The sequence below is a fragment of the Mycobacterium sp. Root135 genome (genome assembly GCF_001426545.1).
Lineage (GTDB): Bacteria > Actinomycetota > Actinomycetes > Mycobacteriales > Mycobacteriaceae > Mycobacterium.
In genome coordinates this window covers 178,258-195,415 of the sequence record NZ_LMEZ01000005.1, presented here as the reverse complement: position 1 = coordinate 195,415, position 17,158 = coordinate 178,258, and the positions used below count along the sequence as shown (strand labels likewise).

General features: G+C 68.3%; 11 protein-coding genes and 1 pseudogene. 5 read left to right on the top strand and 7 right to left on the bottom strand.

Going from position 1 to position 17,158, the window contains the following annotated elements:
* The first annotated feature begins 34 nt into the window (after window positions 1-34).
* On the top strand, window positions 35-1,306 hold the full coding sequence (locus ASD37_RS12060; protein WP_056551224.1) for a threonine/serine exporter ThrE family protein: 1,272 nt from the start codon (window positions 35-37) through the stop codon (window positions 1,304-1,306).
* A 51-nt stretch (window positions 1,307-1,357) separates the two neighbouring features.
* The gene (locus ASD37_RS12055) at window positions 1,358-2,767 is read left to right on the top strand and encodes an FAD-binding oxidoreductase (protein WP_056551223.1); all 1,410 of its coding nucleotides are present in this window, start codon (window positions 1,358-1,360) and stop codon (window positions 2,765-2,767) included.
* Here ASD37_RS12055 and ASD37_RS12050 read toward each other — a convergent pair.
* From ASD37_RS12050 to ASD37_RS12035, 4 genes are all read right to left on the bottom strand, one after another.
* Window positions 2,742-3,950, bottom strand: coding sequence for a lycopene cyclase family protein (locus ASD37_RS12050; protein ID WP_056551222.1), 1,209 nt, complete (start codon window positions 3,948-3,950; stop codon window positions 2,742-2,744). The two genes, ASD37_RS12055 and ASD37_RS12050, sit on opposite strands and share 26 nt — an antisense overlap.
* 57 nt (window positions 3,951-4,007) lie before the next feature.
* On the bottom strand, window positions 4,008-5,192 hold the full coding sequence (locus tag ASD37_RS12045) for an NAD(P)/FAD-dependent oxidoreductase (protein ID WP_056551221.1): 1,185 nt from the start codon (window positions 5,190-5,192) through the stop codon (window positions 4,008-4,010).
* A gap of 190 nt (window positions 5,193-5,382) precedes the next feature.
* Entirely contained in the window at window positions 5,383-6,006 is a 624-nt protein-coding gene (locus tag ASD37_RS12040; RefSeq protein WP_056551220.1) for a hypothetical protein, read from the bottom strand.
* A 37-nt stretch (window positions 6,007-6,043) separates the two neighbouring features.
* The gene (locus ASD37_RS12035; RefSeq protein WP_082570101.1) at window positions 6,044-6,343 is read right to left on the bottom strand and encodes a metal-sensitive transcriptional regulator; all 300 of its coding nucleotides are present in this window, start codon (window positions 6,341-6,343) and stop codon (window positions 6,044-6,046) included.
* A gap of 164 nt (window positions 6,344-6,507) precedes the next feature.
* Between ASD37_RS12035 and ASD37_RS12030 the strand changes: the two genes are divergently transcribed.
* Both ASD37_RS12030 and ASD37_RS12025 read left to right on the top strand, forming a co-directional pair.
* Complete coding sequence (locus ASD37_RS12030; protein WP_156720860.1) at window positions 6,508-6,948, top strand: MmpS family transport accessory protein; 441 nt, start codon at window positions 6,508-6,510, stop codon at window positions 6,946-6,948.
* Window positions 6,945-9,788, top strand: coding sequence for an RND family transporter (locus tag ASD37_RS12025; RefSeq protein WP_056551219.1), 2,844 nt, complete (start codon window positions 6,945-6,947; stop codon window positions 9,786-9,788). Before ASD37_RS12030 ends, ASD37_RS12025 begins: the two co-directional genes overlap by 4 nt.
* A gap of 4 nt (window positions 9,789-9,792) precedes the next feature.
* Here the strand turns inward: ASD37_RS12025 and ASD37_RS12020 are convergent.
* A pseudogene (locus ASD37_RS12020) lies at window positions 9,793-10,476 on the bottom strand (NADPH-dependent F420 reductase); the annotation flags it as partial.
* A 151-nt stretch (window positions 10,477-10,627) separates the two neighbouring features.
* On the opposite strand from ASD37_RS12020, the gene ASD37_RS12015 reads away from it, so the two are divergent.
* Window positions 10,628-11,842, top strand: a complete 1,215-nt coding sequence (locus tag ASD37_RS12015) for an acetyl-CoA C-acetyltransferase (protein ID WP_056551217.1) — start codon at window positions 10,628-10,630, stop codon at window positions 11,840-11,842.
* 13 nt (window positions 11,843-11,855) lie between these two features.
* On the opposite strand, the gene ASD37_RS12010 is transcribed toward ASD37_RS12015, so the two are convergent.
* Together ASD37_RS12010 and benC are read right to left on the bottom strand one after the other, a co-directional pair.
* Window positions 11,856-14,486: a LuxR family transcriptional regulator gene (locus ASD37_RS12010; RefSeq protein WP_056553091.1), complete on the bottom strand. Its 2,631-nt coding sequence runs from the start codon at window positions 14,484-14,486 to the stop codon at window positions 11,856-11,858.
* 24 nt (window positions 14,487-14,510) lie between these two features.
* Complete coding sequence (gene benC, locus ASD37_RS12005) at window positions 14,511-17,153, bottom strand: benzoate 1,2-dioxygenase electron transfer component BenC (RefSeq protein WP_056551216.1); 2,643 nt, start codon at window positions 17,151-17,153, stop codon at window positions 14,511-14,513.
* Window positions 17,154-17,158: the final 5 nt, after the last annotated feature.

Sequence of the window (17,158 nt, the reverse complement as noted above, 5' to 3'; positions counted from 1 at the left end):
CGGCGACGCTTGCCACACCTGGCAGAGTGACTGCGTGTCCGAAGACGACGACGCCGTCCGAGCCCTGCTGGCCTATCTGGGTGCCGCGATGGTCGCCACGGGGCAGCCGGTCAGCGACGTGGAGGACGAGCTGGCCGAGGTGAGCACCTCGCTCGGCTTCCCCGACGTCCAGATCGCGGCGTCGCCGACCGGGGTGTTCCTCAACCTGGCCAGCGGTCTTCCCGCCACGTTCGAGTCAGTCCAGGGCGGGTTGCGACTCGACCAGGCCGCCGAGGTTCGGACGATCCGGCATCGGTTGTCGCAGTCCACCCTCACGGTCTCCGAGGCCACCGAACAGCTGCGCGATCTCCGCCACCGCCCACCGCGCTATCCGGAGTGGATGGCGAACCTCGGCTGGATCGCGATCGCCACGGGCATCGCGTTGATCCTCCAACCGGGCGGCGCCAACGTCGCCTTCGCTGCCGTGGGCGCGGTCGTGGTGGTGGCGCTCTTCCGGCTCGGGCAGCGCTTCGCCTTGATCGCCACGCTTCTGCCGATGCTGGCGTCATTCCTCTTGGCGTGCGGGGTGTTCGCCGCCTCCAACGCCGACTTGTTGGAAGGACCGCTGCGCACGCTGCTGCCGCCGTTGGCCGTACTGCTGCCTGGCGCGTTGATCGTCACGGCGATGTCCGAACTGGCCGCGGGCGACATGGTGGCCGGAACGTCGCGGTTGACCTTCGGGTTGGTGCAGCTGCTGCTGTTCACCCTCGGCATCGTCGCGGCCAGTCACGTAATCACCGTGCCGGCAGCCGAATTGACCAATTTCCGGGTCGAGACACTTGGCTGGTGGGCCGCCCCGGTGGGGCTGATCCTGATCAGCGTCGGCATCGGGGTCTTGGAAAGCCCGCCGGTGCGGCTGCTGCCCTGGATCACGGTGGTCCTGATCCTCGCCTTCGCCGCCCAGAGCTTCGGGCAGCACGTCGGCGGCGCCGCGATTGGCAGCTTCCTCGGGGCCGTCGCCGCCACCCTGGGCTCCTCGCTGGTGGAGGCCGTCCGTCCGAATCTGCCGCGGCTGGTGGTGATGCTCCCGGCGTTCTGGCTGCTGGTCCCCGGCAGTCTCGGGCTGCTGTCCACCACGGCCCTCGTCACCGACCCCGACGGTGGCGGGGCGAACGCGTTCGGGGTGGTGACGGTGGTCTGCGCGATTGCGGTCGGGTTGTTGGTCGGCGCGTCGGTCGCGCGGTCCGTCGGCGGGGCGCTGGGCAGATTGCGACGCGGGTACCCGCTGCGCGCGCGTGGTCGGCTGGGCCGCAGCCTGCCGCGCTGACGTCGGGACTAGCCTTTTCACCACGCGCCCCGAGGCACTGGAGGTCACCGCATGACGCCACCGGCTCAGCCACTGACGAGTGCCGCCGACACGCTCGTCGGAGACCTCAAGGCCGCGCTCCCGAACGGCAGAGTGGTCGTCGACGCCGACGTGGCCCGCAGTCTCAGCCGGGATCAGGCGGCGGGGGCCCCGGTCGGCGAGCCGGCGGCCGTCGTACGTGCCCGTAGCACCGAAGAGGTGCGCCAGGTGGTCGAGATCTGTCTGCGGCACCGCACCCCCGTCGTGGCACGCGGTGCGGGCACCGGGCTGTCCGGTGGCGCCAACGCCGTCGACGGTTGCGTGCTGCTGTCCTTGGAGGCGATGTCGGAAATCCTCGAGATCAACCCGCTGGAGCGGTTGGCGGTGGTTCAGCCGGGCGTGGTCAACGACGATCTTCGAGCCGCGGTGGCAGAGCACGGACTCTGGTATCCACCCGATCCCGCGAGTTCTCCGTGGTCGACGATGGGCGGCAACGTCGCCACCAACGCCGGCGGACTGTGTTGCGTCAAGTACGGCGTCACCCGCGAGTACGTCCTCCAACTCGAGGTGGTGACCGGGTCGGCGGAGGTGGTTCGCATCGGGCGCCGAACCGCCAAGGGAGTCGCGGGCTACGACCTCGTCAGCCTGCTCGTCGGGTCCGAGGGAACGCTGGGCATCGTCACCGAGATCACGGTCCGCCTCCGCAGCTTGCCCAGCTCGCCGATCACGGTGGCTGGCTTCTTCCCGTCGCTGGTTGCCGCAGGCGTCGCGGTGCGCGCGGTCGGCGCGGCGGGCATCACCCCGTCGGCGTTGGAGCTAATGGACCGGTATTGCCTACGCGCCGTTGATGATTGGAAGCAGATGGGGTTGACCGACGCGGGCGACGTGCTGTTGCTCGCCAGGGTGGACGACCCGGAGCCCACCGGCACGGCACTGGCCGACGAGATCGTCGAGCACTTCCGCGCCAGCGGCGCCAACTGGGCCGAACGATCCACCGACGCCGCCGAGGGCGACGCCTTGTTCGCGGCCCGTCGCCTGGCATACCCGGCGCTCGAGCGGTTGGGGCCGGTCATCACCGAAGACGTCTGTGTGCCAAAGGAGAACGTCCCGGAGATGCTCGGTCGCATCGAGGCGCTGGCACTTCGGCACGACGTGCAGATCGCCAACATCGCGCATGCCGGCGACGGCAACCTGCATCCCTTGATCATCGGACCGTCCGATGACGATGCCGACCTGTGGCGGCGAATTCACGCCGCGTTCGACGGCATTCTCGACGCCGCACTCGACCTCGGCGGCACCATCACCGGTGAGCACGGCGTCGGCTTGCTCAAGCGCGGCGGTCTGGTCAACGAATTGTCGCCGACGGTGATGGGAATGCACCGGGCCATCAAGGATGCCATGGACCCGGCGGGAATCCTCAACCCCGGCAAGATGTTCGAGTAGCAGTCTCGTTGCTCGTCACCCCGGGCCGCAGGGCCGAGGTGATGAGGTGCCGACGCAGCCGCCCACCAGAGGTCCGGAAGAGACAGTTCATCGCGGCGACGATGCCGGAAACGTCGTCCCGGGCGGTGAGGTACGTCCACCGGTGCGGCTCGGGAAGCGCGAAGAACTGCTCGAAGAAGGCCGGGACGTCGGCGGGTGGCATTCGCAGCAACGACTCCAAGCCGATCCGCCGGACGTGGTGCACCACGCGGGCGTCGAGCGGCCACACGGTCTTCTGCGCGGCCGCCAGAGCCGCGCCGGGGTCGGCCGGCAAGTGCGCGGCGAGCGCCGAGGCCACCTGCGGTGCGAGTCGCAGGGAGCTGGCCAGGCTGAACCCCGTCGCGGGATGGATGAGCGGTGCGGCCGCACCGAAGCCGAGCACCCCGGACCCGCGGTGTCGAGGGTGATCCACTCGAAACGAAACTCGTTCGCTGCGAGCGTCATTCGGTGGCCGGACACCGTGGTGGGCCAGCCGGGCGTGCAGCCGCCGGCGCAAGGTGGACAGCGGCAGCCCCGGCCGGCGCGCCAGCGAAGTCTCCTCGACAAGCACCTCGCCGCCGCCGAGGGGGATGACGTAGAGGAACGTCGGCCAGCCCGTCTCGCCGTGATCGGCACGCCAGTCCATGAACAGGGCGTCGCCGGGCTTCACGAGCGGCGCGGCGGCGTCCTCGTCGACTACCAATCCGTAGGCGGTTTGGGCCGCAGCCGGTCGACGGGGCCTGATCCGATCCAGCGGCCGCGCTCCACCTCCGGCGTCGACGACGACCGAGGCCCGCAGCTGCGACCCGTCCGCCAGGGCGACGACGCCAGCCTCGGGGGACCCGACCACTCGCCCGGCGTGAACGCGTACGTCGGTCAGGCCGTCGCTGAGGTGCGCCTGCAGCGCAGGCACGTCGAGAACGGCGTATTCCCAACCCAATTGGTGCGCTGACACCGCGATCGCACGCCCGGCGGCGCGCGCCGCGATAACGGACGTCGGCAAGTCGGCGGGAATTTCACCGCTCCACATGCCGTAGGTCGCCGTCCACGGCCGCTCAGGAGAGGGGTCCACCAACTCGGTCGCCAACCCGAGTCGACTGCACGCCCCGGCCAGTGCCAGGCCCGCAGGCCCGCCACCGACCACCAGAACGTCCGCGCGTTTCATCGCGCCCCGTCTCGAAAGCGTGCTGACACACTACGAAGGTAGCTGGTGCTCGGCCGTTCAGTTCGCGGCGACGGGCTCCGACTCCCAGAGTGCCCGCCAGTCGTCTTCTTCCTGCTGCTTGTCGTGGTGGAGTGCCGTCGACGGCGCGGTGAGGTGGATCGCGGGGTGGGGGAGGCCGAAGAAGTCTCCCTTGCCTTGGGCCGAGGTGTGCGAGCCGGTGTCGATGAAGCAGTAGCCCTCACCGGAGATGGGACTGTCGTGGTCGCTCTTGCCGAGGTAGTGCAGGGCGTTCTGCGCTGCTGCTGCGGCACCGTTCTTGGCGAAGATCGCAGCCTTGGGCAGCGGCCGCCCGGACGGGGACGTGACGGTCGTGGCGTCGCCGATGGCGAAGATCCCGGGATGGGCGGTCTCCATGGTGGTCGCGTCGACGGTGATCCACCCGCCTCCGTCGAGGGTGACGGCGGGCGCGTGCGGGGGCACGAAGACGAGGAGGTCGAAGTCGGCGGTCGTGCCGTCCGCGAACTGGACGCGGCGTCGGTCTCCGTCGACGGTGGCGACACTGCGCTCGCCGTGGAACTCGATGCCGTTGCCCGCCAGCATCGTGATGAGTTCCTGGCCGGCGTAGGGGCCGGCCGAAGGCATCGGCTGTTTTTCGGGGCTGTAGACGTCGATCGTCGTGACCGAGCGGGAGTCGTTGTCCTGCAGCAGGTCCGCGGCGAGCAGGGCACCTTCGTAGGGGGCGACCGGACAGCGATACGGCGCTGAGGTGACGAGGAACATCAGCTTCCCGCCGGTGAAGTTCGTCAGTGCGCGGTGGGCGTCCGCGGCGGCGGCGGCGCTGTAGTAGTGCACGGCCGTGCCAGCGTCCATGGCGTGTTGCAGCCCGGGGACCGCGTCGACGGCGTTGCGCGCCCCGGTGGCGATGACCAGGGCGTCGAACGGGACGACGGTGGCATCGGTCAGGGTGACGGTGTGTGCGTCGGGGTCGACGCGCTTCACCGATCCTGTGACCGTGCGAATCCCTTGGAGTGCTTGGGGGTTGGGTCGGATCGGGACGCTGTCCTCGTCGCGCCAGCCGCGCATCACCCACGGCAGGGTGAAGCCGAGGAAGTGGGAGAAGTCCTCGTCGACGACGGTGACGTCTAGGTCGTCCATCGAAACTCCGGTCTCGGCGAGTTCCTTGAGGACGCTGAGGCCGCCGATGCCCGCGCCGAGGATCACTAGCTGCTGTTTGGTCGTCATGTTCCTACCTCTTCTTCCAGTTCTTCCAGAACGGGCTTCGGCGGGGCGTCGAAGCCTCGGTCTTCGGGTGGCCGCCGCACCACTGGGCTGCGGGCACCCCTCGCTTGACGGCGTCCACGTGCTGGCCACATCCCGACCAGGTGGTCTTTCCGCAGGTGCGGCACGTCGCGGCATGACACATGGTGGTTCCTTAGTGCGCTGGGCGCGGACGCTGCAACTGGGTGAACGAGCTAGTCCTCGCCAGCGTCGCGAGGGCCGTGAACAGCGGCACCGTCTGATCGTCGGTGGGCACCGAGGTCAGCACAGGCCCGAAGAAGGCGTGTCCGTCGACGGAGACGATGGGGCTGCCGCCGGTCTCGCCGAGGGCGGCTTGCCCGGCGGCGTGGGACTTCGCCACCAGCTCGTCGAGGGACGAGTCCGTCAGCGCGGCAGCGGAAACCCCATCGGCATGGGCGCTGCTGAGCACCTTCGCGATCAGCTCGTCATCGACGACGCCGGGTGACTGGTCGAAGTAGTGCTCGCCGAAGGTGAAGTAGGCCGCAGACAGGCTCGCTGATCCCGTGTCGCGCCGGATCGCGGCCATGAGCCTGCCGACGCGGCGCGAGTCGACCATGCGTGCCTGCTGCTGCGGCGGAAGTTCGCGGCCCTCGTTGAGGATCGCCAGGTTCGCCAGCTGCCAGTCGACGTCGAATCCCGTTGCCTCACCGGCCTTGACGAGCCACCGCGCGGTGTTCCACGAAAAGGGGCACACCGGGTCGAACCAGATCGTCACCGAGGGGGTTGGGGAATCCGTCCCGTCGCGAGAGTCAGTCATGGTCGTACTTCCTTTCGTAGCGCGCCCGGAGTGGGCGTCAAGCCAAGCTGAGGAACAACTTCTCCAGCTGGTCGATGGAGAGCGCGGGCGTGCCGTCGGACTTGGCGTCCAGGCAATCTCGGAGACCGGTCGCGATGATCTTGAAACCTGCGCGATCCAGTGCCTTGGACACCGCCGCGAGTTGGGTGACGACGTCCTTGCAACTGCGCCCCTGCTCGACCATCCCGATCACCCCGGCGAGTTGGCCGTGCGCTCGACGCAAGCGGTTGAGCGTGGCTTCGATGTCGGCGGTTGCGTGCGCCTGGGGCTGTGGTGTGTCACCGCTCTGCGTGGTCATGTTTCATTTATACCATACCCCGTAGGGTATACCTGGAAGGCGGAGGTCCCGCCGAGCGTGGGTCTCTCGGCGACAGTCGCGGCCATCCGGCGCCATCAGGCCCACGGTCGACGAGGTCGTCCGACGTGCGGCCGCCATCAGACGCCTAGGAATGGAAAGTGAACATGACATCGATAGCCACTGCGGCGAAACGGTTCTGGGTCGTGCTGATCGTCGTGGTGGCCGTCGTGGTCGCAGCGGTCGTAGTGTCGCGCCTGCGCGGGTTCTTCGGCACCGATCTCCCGGCGTCGGCGGCTGGCGCGGGAACCGACGCCATCGTGGCGTTCAACCGCAAGACGGTCACCTATGAGGTCGTCGGGCCGCGCGGAGCCTCTGGTTCGGTGAGCTACCTCGACGTGAACGGGCAGACCCGCGAGGCCAACTTCACCGAATTGCCGTGGTCGGTGTCGGTGACCACCACCGATCCCGGTGTGTTCGCCAATCTCGTTGCACAAGCCGATGTCTCGACACTGGGATGTCGCATCCTGGTCAACGGAACCGTCACCGCCGAACACCACGCATCAGGACGCGATGCCCAGGCATTCTGTTTGGACAAGGCCGCATGAGCGCCCACGGAGGACCGTCCCGAGCCGCCCGCATCATGCGGAGGGCTGCCATTCCCATCATTCTCGCCTGGGTCGCCGTGACGGCGGCACTGAACTTGCTGGTGCCACAGATCGAGGCGGTGGGGCAGCAGAATGCGGTGTCGTCGTCGCCGCAGGATGCGCCGGCGGTCATGGCTGCCAAGGACATGGGTAAGAAGTTCGGCGAGTTCACCTCCGACAGCGTGGCCATGGTCGTCCTGGTCGGCGACCAACCGCTCGGCGATGCGGCCCACCGCTACTACGACACCCTGGTCGACGAGCTGCAGAAGGACACCGTTCACGTCCAACACATCCAGAACTTCTGGGGAGACCTGATCACCGCGGCCGGCGCACAGAGCGCCGACGGCAAGGCCGCGTACGTGCAACTCAACCTCGCCGGCGATCAGGGCAGCACCCTGGGCAACGCGTCGGTCGAGGCGGTACGCGACATCGTCGACCACACGCAGGCACCGCCGGGTGTGCGCGCCTACGTGACGGGGCCCGCGCCGCTCACCACCGACACCGCGCTCGCCGGTGACAAGAGCATGGTGACGATGATGGCCGTCACGATGGTCGTCATCACCATCATGCTGCTGATCGTGTACCGCTCGATCAGCACGGTACTGCTGATCCTCGCCATGGTCGGCGTCGAGATGGGTGCCGCGCGCGGCGTGGTGGCGTTGCTCGGCCACGCCAAGCTCCTCGACTTCTCGACCTTCTCGGTGAGCCTGCTGACCGCGTTGGCGATCGCCGCCGGTACCGACTACGCCATCTTCCTCATCGGGCGCTACCACGAAGCGAGGCAGTCCGGTGAAGACCCGGAAACGGCCTACTACACCGCGTTCCGTGGCGTGGCACACGTCATCCTGGGGTCCGGGCTGACCATCGCCGGAGCGGTGCTGTGCCTGCGCCTCACTCGGCTGACCTACTTCAAATCGTTGGCCTTGCCCGCGGCCATCGGCGTGATCGTCGTCGTCGCCGCCGCCATGACGGTGGGACCGGCCATCCTCGCCCTCGCAAGCCGGTTCGGCCTCTTGGAGCCGAAACGGGCGTTGAAGACCCGCGGATGGCGTCGCATCGGAACTGCCACGGTCCGCTGGCCCGTTCCCGTCCTCGCGGTGGCAGTCGCCATCGCCGTTCTTGGCATCCTTGCCGTGCCGGGGTACACGACCAGCTACGAGGACCGCCACTACATTCCCGATACGGTGCCGTCCAACGAGGGATACAACGCGGCCGAAAAGCACTTCAGCGCAGCACGGCTCAACCCCGACGTCATGATGGTCGAATCCGACCACGACATGCGGAATGCCGGCGACATGATCGTCTTGGACCGAATCGCCAAGGCGCTGTTCCGGATTCGCGGCATTGCGATGGTGCAGAGCATTACCCGGCCGTTGGGCTCACCGATCGCCCACAGTTCCATCCCGTATCAGGTCGGCATGCAATCGGTGCCGATCACGCAGAACCTCCAGTTTCTGAAGACCCGGATGAACGACATGGACACGATGTCAACCGACCTTGGCACCATGATCACGTCGATGCAGACCATGCACACGATGATGACGCGGTTCTCCGACGCCACGGGTCGCACCGTCACCGACATGTCGGCAATGAAGGACTCGGTGGATCAGATGCGTGATCATCTGGCCGATTTCGACGACGCGGTGCGCCCGCTACGCAACTACTTCTACTGGGAGCCCAACTGTTTCAACATCCCGGTGTGTTGGGGAGCCCGATCGGCCTTCGACGCGGTCGACGGAGTCGACGGGTTCAGTGCCAACATGACGGCCCTGATCAAGGACTTCGGCGACATCAACGCGCTCACCCCTGCGCTGGCCGCGGAGTTGCCGCCGATCATCGCCACCGCCACCACCATGCAGCAGACCCTGCAGGCCATTCACACCACGTTCTCCGGGTTGTTCGACCAGATGCAGCAGATGACCGACACCGCGGCCGCCATGGGGCAGGCATTCGACGCGTCCAAGAGCGACGACTACTTCTACCTGCCGCCGGAGGTGCTGCAGAACGACGACTTCAAGCGCGGCCTGAAGCTGTTCCTGTCACCGGACGGAAAGGCCGCCCGCTTCGTCATCACCCACGACGTCGACCCGGCGACCGAGCTGGGCATCTCGGTGGTCGACGACGAGCTCATCGCCGCCCACGAAGCGGTCAAGGGGACCCCACTGGCCGACGCCAAGGTATCGCTCACGGGCACCGCGGCGACATACCGAGACATCCAGAGTGGGGCCAAGTACGACCTGATGATCGCCGCCTTCGCCGCGATCGTCCTGATCTTCCTGGTCATGTTGGTGATCACCCGCGCCTTGGTGGCATCACTGGTGATCGTCGGCACCGTCCTGCTGTCGCTCGGTGCGTCGTTCGGGCTGTCGGTGCTGATCTGGGAACGGATCATCGGCATGGACATGCACTGGATCGTGCTCGCCTTCTCGGTGATTGTCCTGTTGGCCGTCGGTTCGGACTACAACCTGCTCCTGGTATCGCGATTCAAGGAGGAGGTCGAGGCAGGAATCAAGACGGGCATCATCCGGACCATGGGCAGCACCGGAAGTGTGGTGACCGCAGCAGGGTTGGTGTTCGCCTTCACGATGGCCTCGATGCTGTCGAGCAACCTGCGCCACGTCGGGCAGGCGGGATCGACGATCGGGCTCGGGCTGCTGTTCGACACGCTCATCGTCCGGTCCCTGATGACGCCTGCCATCGCGGCAATCCTCGGCCGGTGGTTTTGGTGGCCGCTGAACATCCCCAATCGTCCCCGTCGGCAGCGGGTCTGGGAGGACACCGTTGCCTCGGAGTCGCCGTGACGAATCAGGCGGGTGACCCGTCGGTGCGCGCGGACCACTCGGCCGTGCGCTCCGGGGTTGCCGCGCGAAGTGCCTCGCGGGTGCGGTCGGCGTCGAAGTCCTTGCCGTAGACCGGGGTTCCGGGCTGCTGGCGCCAGGACTCGGAGATCGGACCGGCGTCGACCGGCTCGAACCCAAGTTGGTCGACGATCCCGTGCACCAGTTCACGGCCGGGGCCGTCCTCACCTGCGACGGGGAGTGCGATGCGGTTGGCCGTACCGCTGGGTTTTCCGTTCTCGAGCAGGTGCTTCCACCAAATCCCGTTGAACACCTTGTAGACCGGTGCGCCGATCTGCTCGGCGACCCACGCGCTCTCGACCTGACCGTCCTCGATCGCCGCGATCTCACCGTCGCGTTGCTGCGGGTAATAGTTGTTGGTCTCGATCACCGGAGCGCCCGGTGTCCGGGCGTCGACGATTCTGTCGGCGAGGTCCGGCACGTTCTTCTGGGGGATGCTGACGATGACGAGATCCGCGTCGGTCGCGGCGTCCTTGGCCCACACCGCCGTCGCGCCGGTTTCGGCGGCAAGATCTGCGAGTGTCTCCGGTGACCGTGAATTCGACACGGCGACCTCGTGCCCCAGTTCGCGCAGGCGGCGTGTCAGCGTGCCGCCAATCTGTCCTGCGCCGATGATTCCGATCTTCATGCATCGCCTCCGCGAGTTGGTGACAGCCCCGTTGCGGCAACGTCGGTCGTGACCGCCCTATTCCGGACGCGTGCTGGAAACCCAGAGCTCAATGGTCTCAATCGACCGCTTCTATGTATTTCACACCGTCTAATCCTGACCATACGGTGGAGCGATGACCGACGTTGTGATCTGCCACCCGCTGCGCACCCCGGTCGGCCGGATGGGTGGCGTCCTCGCCTCGCTGTCCGCCGCCGACCTGGCCACGATCGCGCTCAAGGCGCTCGTCGCCCGCTCCGGCCTGGGGGAGGGTGACGTCGACGACGTAATCCTCGGCAACGGCTACCCCAACGGCGAAGCGCCCGCCATCGGTCGAATCGCGGCGCTGGACGCGGGGCTCGGCACCGGGGTGCCCGGTCTGCAAGTCGACCGCCGATGCGGCTCGGGCCTGCAGGCGGTGCTGTACGCCGCGGGGCAGGTCGCCACCGGGGCGGCCCGCATCGTGGTGGCCGGCGGTGCCGAATCGATGTCCAACGTCGAGCACTACGCACTCGGGCTGCGCACCGGTGTGCGCCAGGGTGGTGTCGCCTTGCTGGATCGTCTCGACCGGGCCCGTGAAACAGCCGGTGGCGCAAGCCATCCCGTCGCCGGCGGGATGATCGAGACCGCCGAGAACCTGCGGCGCCAGTACGGCATCACCAGGGAGGAGCAGGACGAGCTGTCGGTGCGCTCGCACCGCCGCGCCGTCGCCGCCCACGAGGAGGGACGTTTCGCTGACGAATTGGTCCCCGTCACGGTTCCTGGCACGCGGGGCCGACCCGACACCGTGGTCGACCGCGACGAGCATCCGCGAGCCGACATCACCGTCGAGCGGTTGGCCGCGCTGCGTCCGATCCGCATCAAGGTCGACGACCAGTCCACGGTGACCGCCGGAAACGCCTCCGGCCAAAACGACGGCGCCGCAATGTGTGTCGTCACCACCCGGGCCGAAGCCGACAAGCGGGGGCTGACCCCGATGCTGGCGTTGCGGTCATGGGCGGTCACCGGCTGCGCACCCGACGTCATGGGCATCGGCCCGGTGAGTGCCTCGGCCGCTGCGCTGGACCGGGCCGGGCTCACCCTCGACGACGTCGACCTGATCGAGCTCAACGAGGCGTTCGCCGCCCAAGCATTGGCCGTGTTGTCAGAGTGGAAGGTCGACCCGCTCGACGAGCGCGTCAACCCGAACGGCTCGGGAATCTCCCTGGGCCACCCGATCGGAGCCACCGGCGCCCGCATCCTGGCGACCGCGGCGTTCGAAGCGCGCCGCCGCGACGCGCGATTCGTCCTGGAGACCATGTGCATCGGCGGTGGCCAGGGGTTGGCGGCGGTGTTCGAGACGGTCCGCTGAACGGCGACGGCGGTCAGCGGCGCAATGCCGCCAGCTCCGAGCGCGTGCGCACGCCCAGCTTGGCGTAGACGCGAGTGAGGTGATACTGCACGGTCTTTGGCGAAATGAACAACTCCGCGGCGACCTCGCGATTGGACAGGCCCGTGGAGACGAGGTTCGTGACCGCCTCTTCCTGCGGCGTCAGACTCACCCCGTCCCGCGTGCCACGGACCTGGTGCAGTCCGCCCGCCTTGAGCTCGCGGTCACACCGTGCGACATAGGTCTTCGCGCCGAGGGACAGGAAGAGTTCGCGGGCCGCGCTGATCACGGCGTCGGCTTGTCGCCGCTTGCCGGCGCGCCGCAGCGTCTGTCCGTAGGCGAAGTTGACGCGCGCGGCGTCGTAGCGCAGCGGAAGCCCTTGTAGCAGTTCGAGAGACGTCTCGAACGACCGCCGCGCGGCGTGGACGTCGCCATGGGCGCCGTGCCACCGTCCGCGCGCATAGCCAAGGCGGGCCCGAGCCGACCGATGCCCACGCGCCTCAGCACGCCGCTCGTGCGGCCTGAGGAAGGCGTCCGCACCGTCGAGGTCGCCGTCGAGCACCATGGCGTTGGCCAATATGTCGGGCCACGGCCAGTAGCCCGGCTCCTCCAAAGACGTGCCAGCCGACATCCGGGTCAGCGGTGCGGCGAGTCGGCGAACCTTGGCGTAGTCCGCTTCCGCCTCGGCGATCTGCGCCCGCGCCAGCACCGTCGGAATCACCATCATTTCGTAGTCTCCCGTGACGGCGTCGGCGGCGCGTGCCGCCGACGCGGCAGCAGACCAGTCGCCCCGAAGCGCGCCGATCTGTGCGGCCGTCCATTCCAGCAGTGGCGTCGTCACCACGATCCCGCTGGTGACCGCCAGCTCACGCCCGCCGTCGACGGCGGTCATCGCGCGGTCCCATTCACCCGTGACGAAGTGGACCCTCGCCAACCAGGCCAACGCCCACAGCGTGATTCGCGTCGACCCTCCGAGATCGGCGGTGGCCACGGCGCTCTCCAGGCTGGCGCGGGCCGCGTCGACGTCGTCACAGACGAGCTGGACCCACCCCCGCCCCATGACCACTCGCTGAGCCTGGGCACCGTGCCGGACGCGACCGCCGAGTGCGGCGTAGGCCTCGGTGGCGCGGCGGGGGTGACCGGCCGCCAACAGTCCAAGGCCACGGATCGCCGCCGACTCGATTCCGGCGGGCGAGTCGCTGTCCGCGAGTTCAAGCGCGCGGTCGGCCCACGTCACCAATTCGTCTCCCCGACAACGGATCAACGCGTCGAGGACGTGTCGTTGCGCCACCAGCGCGGCGATGTCGGGATCGCGCTCGGCGTTGACGATGTCCCATGCGCGGCTCAGACGTGACTCCGCTTCGGCGGCACGACCCCGCAGGATCGCCAGATAGGCCAGCACCGCGTTGCGCAACGGGGTCTCTCGAAGGCTCTCCACGGCGGGCACCTTTGCCGCCGCCGCGACGCAGTCCCCAGCGGCCACCAGTGCGTCGACGGAGAGGGTCAGCCTTTCGTCGTGGCGGAGCGGGTCGGCGGTGAGCCGGGCCGCGTCGCGGTACAGCGTGGCCGCCTGAGCCCAGGCCCCCTCGGCTCCACGATCCTGCGCGAGTCGCGCAACCTCTTCTGCAAGTGTCGGATTCGGTGTCGGGGTCGCCGCGACGAGATGGTGAAGGCGCCGGACGTCGTCACCGACGACATCGGCGGCTCGCCGGTGCGCCTCGGCAACGGCGTGCACCCCCATCAGCTCCACCACCGCGACGTAGGTGGTCGAGTCGCGCAGGCGTGGCTCGAACGGCGTGGCGGCGACGACCAGGCCTGCGGTCATGGCCGAGTCGAGCGCAGGAAGTGGGTCCGTCAGCGCCGCGAGTGCGGTGGCCTCGGCCAGCGAGGCGTCCCTACCGAGGACCGCCAGCGCCTCGACGAGCGCTCGTCCGTCGGCGGTGCACCGCTCCAATTGGTCGTGGACCTTCGCCCGAAGGTGACCCGGTGCGGGCAACACCGCGTCGGGCTGCGTCCACACGGAGGCGGGCACCTCGTCGAGCAGGGCGATCACGTCGCGCGGATTTCCCCCGGTGTGTTCGGTGAGGGTGCCGACTACCGACGGGTGCAGGGTGCCGCCGCGGGCGGCGGCCAGGGCGGCGACGGCGAGAGGCGACAGCCCGGTCAGCGACAGTCGGTTGGAGGCAAGATCGGCCAGGATGGACGACGGGGTGGTCATCGCCAGCACGACGAGCACCGGAAGTTCGCGCTGATGTCGCACCAGCGTCGAGATCGCCTGGACGGACTCGGCGTCGGCGTGGTCGGCGTCGTCGACGAGCAGAAGCACCGGATCCGGGGTGCGCAGCAGGTCGACGAGGTGAGCGGCCGCGTCGACCGGGTCGGCGGGAATCTCGTCCTGCAGCATTTGTGCGAGCACGCCGCCCGGGAGGTCCGTCTCCCAGGGAACGGCCCGGGCCCACCGCGTGTTGGAGTGCTTGGCTGAAAGCGCGCGCAGGAGTGCCGTCTTCCCCGACCCCGCTTCGCCGACGACGGCCACCACCGTGGCGCCGTCGGTGACGGTGCCATGAAGGCGTGCGGCGAGTTCGGACAATTCGTCGTCGCGCCCGACGCATCCGGTCGGCTCGATGAGCACCGTCACATCGTAGTGGCGTCAGCCCTCGTCGCCGCCCGCAACGGGAAGCACGGTGCCGGTGATGTAACTCGCCTCGTCGGAGGCGAGGAAGCAGATGGCCGCCGCCTGCTCGTCGAGCGTGCCGTAGCGCTTCATCAAGGACGAGTCGATCGTCTGCTCGACGTGGGCGTCGAACCACGCGCGCTCGACGTCGGTGCGCGGTTCGGGAGTCCCCCGGGAGATCCGCCGGGTCGGGGCCGCGGTCCCCCCGGGTGCGGTGGCGACGACGCGGATTCCGTCACCGGCGTACTCCATGGCCAACGACGCGGTGACGGCGTTGATGGCGCCCTTCGCCGCGGAATAGGGAATGCGGTGGATGCCCTTGGTCGCGGCGGAGGACACGTTGACGACGACGCCGTGACCGCGGTCGACCATCGACGGCAGAACGGCGCGGCAGGCGTACAGCGTGGTCATCAACGACCGGTCGATCTCGGCCCGGATCTCGGCGTCGGTGAACTGGATGAACGGCTTGAAGTTGATGGCCCCGCCGACGTTGTTGACGAGCACGTCGACGTGACCGAATGCCGAGATGGTTTGTTGGATCAGTGATTCGGCACCGTCCCAGTGCTCGAGGTCGACGGTCACCGCCAGCGCCGTGCCGCCGTGCGCGGCCAGCTCGTCGGCGAGCTCCTTGACCAACTCCGAGCGGTCGGCGAGCACCAGGGTGCCGCCCTCGGCGTCGATGCGCCGTGCCGTCTGCTCGCCGATACCCTGGGCGGCGCCCGTGACGATCACGACCTTGCCGGTGAACCGGCCAGGCGTGACGAACCTCGGTCGGCGTGCGGTGGCCGCATCCGACATGGCGCGGCGCATGGTCTGCTTGGAGCGGCCCGCGTGAGCGGTGATCAACGACCGTGCCGCGTCGCGGTCGCCCGCCGTGAACGCGGCGACGATGTCCACGTGGTCCTGGGCGCACAGCGGATGGCACCACGTCGCGTTCCGCAGCACCTCGCTCATCCGGCCCTTGACGCCGAGGGCTTGATAGGCCTGCAACAGGTGGTCGTTGCCGGTGAGGGTGAACAGGTAGTCGTGGAACGCCGCGTTGGTTTCGGTGTACTGGGCCGCGTCGACGAAGTGGTCGTCCTGCACGTAGGGAACGGTCGACTCGGCCAGGAGGCGATACCCCGCCAGTTGTGCGGAGGTCAGGCGGCCCAGCGTCAGTTCGAGGGCCCCGAGTTCCAGCGCTTGCCGTGCCTCGAACAGCGCGTCGGAGGCGTGCACCTCGGGATGCTCCTCGCCGATCTGGTAGCCGTCCTCGGACACCACCGGGGCAGCGGCAACGCCAGGAGCGGGTGCGGCGTCGGCACCGAAGAGCTCTTGACCGGCGAGATGCCCTGCGCCGCTGGGCATCAGCGCGCCATCGTCGGGGTCGAGACGTCCCGGACGTCCGGTCGAGGGGGAGGGCGTCATCTGCTGGCCCGCGATGCACCGGATCGCCGAATCGTCGTCCACGCGGGGTGTTGTCCCGCCGACCGCCGCGATGGTCGAGTTCGGAAGCATGACCTGCCCGGCGACGGCACGGGCGTCCCGCGACACGAGCAGGGTCTCGCTCGCAGCAAGGGCGGGCGGTGTCTCCCGCCTGCCTTCGCCGCCGGTGTGGGCCAGCGCGAACTTCTCGTAGTAGAAACCGGTCGGCTCGATACCCGCTTGCGCGACGTGGGTGCGGACGGACTCGACCATCGGCGGTGGCCCGCAGAGGTACACCGCGACGTCGCCGTCGTAGAGGTGCTTCGGTTCGATTAGTCGCGTCACGTAACCCTTGTGCTGTGCAGTGGAATTGGGGTCCGACACGCAGTGGCTCCAGGTGAATCCGTCGAGATCGGAAGCAAGCGAGACGATCTCGTCGAGGGCCACCAGATCCTCGTCGGTGCTGACGCCGTAGATCAGGTGGGCCTTGCGCCGATGGGAGCCGCCCCGCATGGTGCGCAGCATCGACAGCACGGGTGCCAGCCCCGTGCCGCCGGCGAGGAGGAGCACCGGGCGGTCGGTCTCGCGGAGGAAGAAGGATCCGTTGGGGCCGGTGAACGTGATGGCGTCACCGATGTCGGCACGGGTCGACAGGTAGTCGGACATGGCGCCGCCCGGGGTCAGCTTGACGAGGAATGTCAAGAGCTCGTCGTCTGGCGAGTTGGAGAACGAGTAGGAGCGCGTCTGATCGGTCCCGGGTACGGCAATGTTGACGTATTGGCCTGGTAAGAAGGCCAACTCGGAACGATTGGGGATCTCCACCCCCAGGGCCATGGTCGTGTTCGACAGTCGGTCGAGGCGTACGAGGGTGCCGGTGTGAGTGGCGGCGCGGGTCTTGGCGACGTCCGAGGTGCTGGCGATTTGCAGCACCAGGTCCGAGCGCGGCTTCATGCTGCAGGGCAGTACGTAGCCGGCCTGCGCCTCGTCCGGCGGCAACGCGTCGTCGATGTAGGTGCCGCCGTCGTAGCTGCCGGACTCGCACAGCGCCTTGCACGTGCCGCAGGCCCCGTCGCGACAGTCCAGGGGGATGTTGATCCGCTGCCGGTAGGACGCGTCGGCGACGGTCTGATCGGGTCGGCACGTGATGAACCGGGTCACGCCGTCCTCGAAGGACAATGCGACGGAATGTGTTTCGATGTCGATCGAAGAAGTCATGACCC